We start from the raw sequence: 8,689 nt of genomic DNA on the forward strand, positions 1-8,689 counted from the left end.
TATTATAATTATGCCTTATTGCAGTTTCTTTACCCTGATCGAAATATTTGATAGCTTCATGTATGTCGCCAGATAACCAATAAAAACTACCTGCTGCATTGTACAACTCACTTACATATTTTTTTTCATCAATATTATCAATTTTAAGAATTAGTTGGATCATTTGATTCATTTTATTGAGTAATCCAATTCTATAAAAAGCCCTACTAAGGCTTTCAAAATTACCAAAATTACTTTCTCTCTCTTGACAAAGAGTATACGATAATTTTTCAATATTATTAATTTGCAAGTAGTGAAAGCTTGCTTCAAAAGCAGTTAAGGCATCTTTGACATTTTCAATAATTTCAACACTTTCAGTCCAAAATTCTGCTGCTTCAGTATTGGCTGTTTCCCAATCTTTATTATTTTTCAATCTTTCTATTGCTTCTTTGCGAATTACAGGATGTAACCAATATTCATCATTATTGAATTCAACTAAAGCACGGTCTTTCAAAATTTTAATAATTCTTTTATGCTGATTTTTTACTACATCCCAAAGTAAACAGAATACACCTTTTTCTGGTACAGTCGAAACATATTCATCTTGATACCGATAACATCCCATCCGACAAAGCAAATTATAAGCATCAAGATTAATATGAGCTAATCTTTCAAATTATTCTTTAATTAAATTCGCTACCACAGTTTCTACTTCTAAATTTTCCTCAGTTTTATTTTCCTGCCAATAAGCAATAATATTTCCATTAAAATCATTTATAATGGGATTACATAGTACTTTCATAGCCAAAGCATTACCACCATAGACTTTGTGAATTTCAGTTAATATAGGAGTATTTGGGTTAATTTCTTGATGATGCCAATATTCATACCATGCTTCTATATTTAAACTAGGCAGTTTATACAGAATAATATCTAAACACTCACAAAGACGCTCACGACTGGTAATAAGAGTAATAGACTTAATGCTAGAATTTGTTAAAATTCGCAATAATTCTACATAACTACGATGCTGTTCAATAAACTTACCAGAAGTATCTAAAGCAGGTTCGAGGTTATCTATTAAAATACCTATTTCCTGGTTTTGGAGTTTCTGCTTTAATCGCTGTAATGATTCCATTAACTCCTTTCCAGGTTCTTCTCCTAATTTACGCAAATTAAATTCTAAAAGATTTTCTATTGAGGCAATATCTTTTATTTCTTTACCAATAGGAAATTCTAAGACTGTTTTAAACTTACTTTCTAGATATTTACTGGCTAAAATAGTTTTACCAGTTCCTCCAGGTGCGATGATTTGGATAATTTTTGCACCTTTGTTGATGAGGTTGTTAAGATGTACGATATCGTCGTTACGTCCCACGAAATTAGGATCATCTTCAAAATTATTTATGATAGGAAGATCACGAGTTAGATCATTATCTATTAAGAGGATATAAAAAGCTTCAAATAAAGTTTTAATAGAGGATTTTCTAACTTTTTCTGTTCTATTAATTATTTTTGAGATAGTGTCAATATGCAAAGAATCATTATTTTTTGATACTGTTACAGCTAAGTCTTCTAATCCATAACCATCAGGAAATTCAGAAGCGATCGCATTTTTGAGGTTTCGATAACCCTGCTCACTTAAGTAGTATGTGGGTACGTTGCGAGTTTGCTTAGATGTCATAGTAGCTAAATTCAAGTGATCGAAAGTTAATAAGGAAGTTAAGGAAGTTAAATAAAATTTAACTCAGTATAACCTGTATCAAGCTCAGTTTGAGTCAAGTTTGTCAACAATCTTGATAAAAAACTCAAAATTACCTTTTCTTGGTAGGTTTACCTGGCTAAAACTCTATATAAATATTAATTACTCGGATTATCAGGTTTTTTAGTGTCTTTTCAGGCTGAATTAACTTGAGCTTAAGTTCTTTCTTATTTTCCGTATTTTCGCGTGACATCAGTATTGGACTAGATTAAGGTTGTCATGAAACAAAAAAGTCCTAACCTTCACGGGGTTAAGACTATTCATTCAATATCATTCAATATATTGGTGGGGTTCATTATGGCACAAAATAATATCGAAAGTAAACTCAGTAAAAAGTTTGCTCCAATTTTCTCACATAGTAACATTTTTGCATTGGGTGTATTTACGATTTTGGGGGCAAGTATTGTCAACATACCTCAACTATCTCAAATAGCTCAAAGTATTATACAGCCTGAACAAGGCTCAGAAAATATCGAAAAAGCAGTTCAAATATCTGCTAAAGAAGCAGGTGCGCCTTCTGCTAATAAGATATATAACGAGATTAAACGTTTAGATTCTAAGCAGAATTGGGCATTTGGAATTATTAACATTCCTAAACCTAATGAAGATCAACTTTGGACTCGTTTATGGGTAGCCCGGAAAACTAATAGAGGTTGGGTAGCAAAAGTTGATTTTACCCCTGATTTTGTCAAAATGGTAAAGAATGCTCCCCGCACGGTTATTAATCAGCAAGAAAAAGCAATTTTTACTGAAAATGATGATTCTTGGTTCTTACCAAAAGCTCAAGCTGGTGATAATAGTGCTTTATTATCTCTTCCCTGGACTGCTGGACAATCTTGGAATTATAACGGGGGTCCTCATGCAATCGTTGCAGGAAGTGATCGAGCAGCTTTAGATTTTGCTGGAGGAGATCAACAAGTTAAAGCCGCAAGAGATGGTGTTGCTACTACAAGTTGTAGAGGTTCGCAAGTAGTTATTCGTCATTCTGACGGTTTTCAAACAGCCTACTATCATCTTAGCAATACTCCTTCCTTTAATGGAACTTCTGTTGGTCGTGGAGCATACGTAGGAAATACAGGTACAACTACAGGATGTGGTGGTTCAGCCACAGGACGACACGTCCATTTTAGCTTACAACGAAATGGTGCTGCCCAAAGTTGGAACGGTCGTGATATGGGGGGCTGGACTTTTTATAACGGAATTACCCCCTATGATGGCACTGCTGTTAAAAATGGTCAAACTGTTAAAGCTGATAAGATTGCAGGAAGGGCGTTACTTTTCAATGATGGAAGTTATGGAGGGACTACTCCACCCCCTCCCGTAGGCTTAAAAACCTATTTTATTGATGGTTTTGCTCTAAACACCAATAACAACTTTCCAAAATTTGATACTAAGCCTGTAATGTCATCGTGGACAAAAGATTATAGCGATCCTGATCAGCAGTTTGAACGTTCAAAAGGTCAATGGGGAGAGATGTTAAAACATAAGTCTACTGGTGGCTGTCTCAATGCTCGTTATCTTTCTAATAATTCACAAATGAATGTTTGGAGTCCTTGTGCTGCGAATGATCCTGATCAAAATTGGATTTTTCCCGATTTAGATAATGGCTCTTTTCATATCAAACGGGCAGGTACTAGACCGGATCAAAATTACTGTGTTGATATGCCATACCGTAAAGATGGAGGACGCATCCACATGATTCAATGTGATCCTAAAAATGGTAATCAACGTTGGCGTACTAACTAATTGAATGATTGCTCAATTTTCTTCTTTTTAGGGGTTTAGCATTGCTAAACCCTTACTTACTAAATAAATAGGCTAAATAAAAATTATGAGCCAAATAAATAAATGGTATTTTTGTCTAATTTATCTATTTTTTTCTAATTTATACGCTTCTAGTTCTTTAGCAGCAGGAGGTGGAAATCCTGTTGTATCTCCTGAATCCAATACCACACCAATTACTGATACAGCTACTACTGTACCAACCAACACGAATACTACCGTAACTCCCTATACAGAAACTTCACCTTATTTAAACACAAATAATCAAAGTATTTCTGCTTTTAGTTCTAGTTTTAGTGGTTATAGTTCATCTACTAGTCAATGCGGTTTATCTATTTCTAGTGGCTATATTAATAATGGTAATCAAGATGCTTTTCAAATTTCAACTACATTTAATACTAATCCCTGTACCAATCAAAGCAATTTAGAAAATATTAGACAAAAACATGAAACTAGCAGAGAAGTAATTAGAGCCAATTCTACCATCATTACTGCTTGTATTAATGCGAGAACAGAAGCAGTAAAAAATAAAGTTGACCCTGACAATATTTGTAAACTTAATAATTTTCAAATGCCAAGAACTCCATAATTTTTTTATCTTGAAAAGTTCAGCTTTTTCTATTATTTCTTAATACAAAAAAAATAGTAAGTAAAATTTATACTCAAAACGGCTTAATCATTTGATTCTATAGGTAGGAGTAATTCATGAATTACCCCTACACATCCAGGGTTTTCATAATTTTAGAAAAGTCCAAATCCTAACCGTGTTTAGTATAGTCAGGATTCAAGCCAGAGAATTCAATAAGAAAAGAATTATACCATACCTACCGTCAGCACTGCGATCGCTTTCGGTAAGAGTAACTATGACCGATGCTAAATGATCTACCCCATCATTCCCAAAACATTCGCCATATCCCCCACTCATGATAAAAGTCCAGCTTATTGACAATATCAAAACCTAAAATTCCTAATATTACGTTTAAAAATAAAAACTTTTCGCCCTTATTGACAATAAATAAGGGCGATTTTCGACTACTCACTAATTCCCCCTCAAGTGATTACTTCCAAAATCACACTAAGAAGCGATCGCTAAATCCCTCATTTGTGATAAATATCCAGCTTGTTGACAACAATAAAGCTCACAACCATTGATATTATGTTCAAAAATAAAAACTACTCACCCTTATTGAGAATAAAAAAGGGCAATTTTCGACTACTCATTATCTCCCCCTGTTGTGATAATTAACTCCCCCCCTTGTGATAATTGATTTTCATAAAACCCTTACCCAATAAAGCTTTAACCCCCTAACCACCAAAATCACCTAAAAATTGCACATTATATAGATATGGCAGAAAAAAAACTACTCAAAACGGGGTTGTATGCTAGTCAGAACATCTATTCCAGCCCTGCGGGGACTACTCACCTAGTTTTGAGTGCGCTGCCATGAAACGTCAATACACCACCAAACGCAATCCTTGTCCTGTCTGTAGCAACCATCACGGTTGCGCTATTCGCCCAGATAATCTAATTGAGTGCCTACGGAGTTTCAGCCAACATGATGCCCCGGCTGGTTATCGCTTTATCAAGCCCCTGCGTAACGATATGGGCGGTTTATTTGTTCTAGATGACCAAAATGCCCAAAACCATGATAAGCCTCTGTATTCGCCTCAAAAACGGGCTGACAGTAGACAAACAAACAAGGGGTTGAGTATTGAGGAACGCGATCGCCAAAACCGATTACTTTTAAACTCCACAGTGAGTAGTTTGGGTACTCAACATTTCTCCCATCTCCAAGAACAACGACAGTTGACTACTCAAGAGATTAACTGGCTCAAAGACTTAGGCTGGGTGAGAAGTTGGGAACCTGGAGCTTATTCCCCTGCGGGTGTAACGTCAGCTCTTACGGGTATTTCACCTGAAGGTAAACTATTGGGGAGAGAAGGAATAGCGATCGCAGCCCTTGACCCCAATTTTCAAATCACCGGTTTTCAAATTGCCACGCTGCGAACTCAACCCAAATACATTTGGTTGAGTAGTGCCTACCAGGGAGGAAGCGGACCCCAATTACCAAATGGCGAACTACCTCTGTTTTGCTGGAAACATCCAAACGCCAAAAAGGTAAAAGTAATAATTCTCTGCGAAGGCGCACTCAAATCTCTACTCACCGCCGTGTCTTTGTGGCGTTCTGGGCAAACTGATATTGTAGTGATTGGTACAGCATCTGCCGCACGCTATGGTCAACAAACCCTCAAAGATTACCTCAAGCGGTTACGTCCCCAAGAAATTCAGCTGATGCCTGATGCTGGTGCAATACTCAATCCCCACATTGCCAAAGCCAACGAAGATACTCTGCAACAGTGTCGTAAATTGAGATATTCTCTATCTGTGGGTGACTGGGGACAACTCGAAACCAAAGAGCAATTAGACATTGACGAATTACTGGCCGTAGGTCGGCAAGATGAGATTAAACTAATTAGCACTGCTGCTTACCTGAATCGCCATCATATCCATCAGCAAATCAGAAAACTACTCAAACAAGGTTCATTCCAGTTGGGGCAGGATAAGCTAATTAGGCTAAAACCCGCTACCAATTCTACAGACAACATAGGTTTAATTCACCAATATGCAAAAGGCGTTGAATACTGCCGTAAAGGTGGATATCAGGTGGTGGTGAGTTGGCATAATGAAACGATGCTTTCTCTTGAAAACGCTCCGCAAACGGTCAGCGCAACCATAACACCAGAAGAGTTTTTTGCTGGTTGTTCAGAACAAGTACAAGAGTCCCTAGCTCAAATAGACCGAGAATGGGGAATGCTCTACAAGCTGAAGCTATGGTTTGGGCGGATGGTGGAGCGTTATCGTCCCAAGAAAGGTTTTGGTCAACAAAATTCGGGAGTATCCGGTGGGTTAAATGCTGATCATAATGATTTGGGTGAGAGAACCACAAATAGGAGAACAGAGAATAGGGAAGACGGAAAAACAGAACTTTCCACAGATGGGGAAGTTATCAAGAATCAACCAGACTTAATACCACAAGAGGAAAGACAGCTACTTTCCCATGAGGGAGTTATCAAAAATCAATCGAACCCAATATCACAACCTGATAATAAACAACTACTTTCGGAAGATGGTCAAAGTTTATCCTCACCCATTGCACCGTGCAAGGTGATTGAGTACAAACCTGGAAAGTTCCCCAAATATGGCAATTTACAACAGCCACCAAAAATTATCTTCAAAAAAGGCCAGCGTTTGCAAGTGTACACTGAAGCTATTGCAGCAGGTTGGAAACACATTTTAGATAAAAGTCCCACTGGTACATTTAAAAGCCATGATGCAGGAACAGCTTTACCAAAAGCATTGGGAGTAGAAAAGTTATGGTACTTTACCAGTCATGCTCGCAATGTCAGTACAGAAACAATTGAGCGCAATTATGAATATCTGAATGTACGTAATTCAGGTATGGTTTGGGATACTACCCCAAATGGCAAACCCTATTTAAGATGGCCTAAGCAGGGAGAAACACCAGATACAAAAGGTAATTGTCATCGCAGTCAAATTTTTAATGTTTTACGCAGCAAAAATTTAGACTCTATTGAAGGTGCAGAAAATCCTATTTGCGCTACTTGTCACTTACTAGAAGCTTGTCGTGGTGTTGCTGGAGCAGGTTTTGGACATCGGTATCTAAGAAAAGAGACTTTCAAGAGCGATCGCATTCGTTCCCATCCCGATAGCGCACCCAAACCAGAAGATTTCGACTGGTCAACTAGCGGTATTTTCTGGGATGAAGTTATGCAAACAGTACAACCAGTTAATACTATCACTGCCAATTTACGGGATATTGACCGAGTAATGGCAGAGTTAATGACTAATTCTCCTGAAATCAGTCTGCAATTACAACCAATGTGGGCAATTTTAAGGCAATGTATAACAGGAGATATTCAACAACCTTACTACGGTTGGAATGATGCTGATGTCCGAAGAATGTTGGGTACACCACCTGAAAATTTAGATGCAATTATCACAAAAGCGATAGAAGTTTTACAACCAGATTTATTACCAATCTTTAACTCCACCAGTAAGTATGGAATAGATTTAAGTGATTTACCAAAGAAGATGCGAAAACAGTTTGGTAATCCCATCTCTGAATTAGTGGAGAAAATTCAAGTAGAGATAATAGTTAACTGGTTTATACCGTTTTTACAAGTTTGGGGTAAACAGATTCCTGGTACAATTCGCATTGAATATGGAAAGCTAAGTATTACAACTCGTAACTCCCGTCATAGTGCGATTAGTCAATCAACAAAATGGAATGTTTACTTAGACGCTACCACCAAACCTGAGTACATAGCTTGGTGGTTTGATATTAACCCAGAGGAAATTTTAACTGTAGAGCAAGAAATAACTAAAACTAACAATTTACAAATTATCCAAATCACCGGATTAGGACAAGTTTCTAAAAATCGTTCTTCCTACTGTCAAGAAAGAGTCAGCGCACTGCGACAAGAATTATTGTCTCGTCATAGTGATATCAAATTTATTGACTTTGTGAAATGCTGTGAAAATGAAGATGGTGGTTGGTTTAGAGACAGTCGCGGTTCTAACGATTTCCAGGAAATTACAGCCTTAGCGACTTTTGGAATTCCCTATCAAAATATTGGTCATTTAGAAACATTATATCTAACTTTAAAATCCAGTCATAACAAAAGTGAGTATCAGTTAGATAATTTGGAAATAAATACTAACAGTAGTAATAACTCGTTAGATCACTCAGAAATAAATCAAGAGTTACAAAAGTTTATTAACTGGGTTACACAATCTGAAATTATCCAAGCTATCGGCAGATTAAGAGTAAATAATCGCCCAGAATCAGAACTTTATTTTTACTTCTGTGCTGATTACGATTTAAGCTTTTTAGAATATGAATTCAAATGTGTACAAGCAGCAGAAATTACGATTGAAGCTGGTTGTAAGGATGAGAAATCTTGGTGGAAAATTGAAACCGCAATTAAGGAACTTTGGTTACAGGGACAAAAGATTACTCAACCAGTTGTAGCAGCAGTTTCTGGGATGAGTCAGGGTTATATTTCCAAATTAGCAACTGAGTTTGGAGGAGGTTGGAAACAATGGTTAAAAATATTCCTTTCTCTATTAAATAGTAATAATAG

The 8,689-nt window shown here is 36.8% G+C and carries 5 protein-coding genes and 1 pseudogene; 3 read left to right on the forward strand and 3 right to left on the reverse strand.

The genetic code is table 11. The features are described 5' to 3' along the window. Together IQ228_RS14975 and IQ228_RS14980 are read right to left on the reverse strand one after the other, a co-directional pair. A pseudogene (locus tag IQ228_RS14975) lies at positions 1-493 on the reverse strand (hypothetical protein); the annotation flags it as partial. 162 nt (positions 494-655) lie between these two features. Continuing rightward, entirely contained in the window at positions 656-1,663 is a 1,008-nt protein-coding gene (locus IQ228_RS14980) for a hypothetical protein (RefSeq protein ID WP_193963352.1), read from the reverse strand. A 375-nt stretch (positions 1,664-2,038) separates the two neighbouring features. Here IQ228_RS14980 and IQ228_RS14985 point away from each other — a divergent pair, with 375 nt between their 5' ends. Both IQ228_RS14985 and IQ228_RS14990 read left to right on the forward strand, forming a co-directional pair. Beyond that, positions 2,039-3,487: a peptidoglycan DD-metalloendopeptidase family protein gene (locus IQ228_RS14985; protein ID WP_193963353.1), complete on the forward strand. Its 1,449-nt coding sequence runs from the start codon at positions 2,039-2,041 to the stop codon at positions 3,485-3,487. A gap of 85 nt (positions 3,488-3,572) precedes the next feature. Beyond that, positions 3,573-4,112, forward strand: a complete 540-nt coding sequence (locus tag IQ228_RS14990; RefSeq protein WP_193963354.1) for a hypothetical protein — start codon at positions 3,573-3,575, stop codon at positions 4,110-4,112. 195 nt (positions 4,113-4,307) lie between these two features. On the opposite strand, the gene IQ228_RS14995 is transcribed toward IQ228_RS14990, so the two are convergent. Next, on the reverse strand, positions 4,308-4,472 hold the full coding sequence (locus tag IQ228_RS14995; protein WP_193963355.1) for a hypothetical protein: 165 nt from the start codon (positions 4,470-4,472) through the stop codon (positions 4,308-4,310). A gap of 495 nt (positions 4,473-4,967) precedes the next feature. Here IQ228_RS14995 and IQ228_RS15000 point away from each other — a divergent pair. After that, positions 4,968-8,689, forward strand: a 3,722-nt coding sequence (locus tag IQ228_RS15000) for a hypothetical protein (RefSeq protein WP_193963356.1), incomplete at its 3' end; no start/stop codon positions are given.

This window comes from Dolichospermum sp. LEGE 00246, from assembly GCF_015207865.1.
In the GTDB taxonomy this organism is placed as follows: Bacteria; Cyanobacteriota; Cyanobacteriia; order Cyanobacteriales; family Nostocaceae; genus Dolichospermum; species Dolichospermum heterosporum.

What these genes read in the sequence shown, in the direction of transcription:
- IQ228_RS14980 (WP_193963352.1), bottom strand. Translation starts at nt 1,663, where the DNA reads ATGACATCTAAGCAAACTCGCAACGTACCCACATACTACTTAAGTGAG.
- IQ228_RS14985 (WP_193963353.1), top strand. Translation starts at nt 2,039, where the DNA reads ATGGCACAAAATAATATCGAAAGTAAACTCAGTAAAAAGTTTGCTCCA.
- IQ228_RS14990 (WP_193963354.1), top strand. Translation starts at nt 3,573, where the DNA reads ATGAGCCAAATAAATAAATGGTATTTTTGTCTAATTTATCTATTTTTT.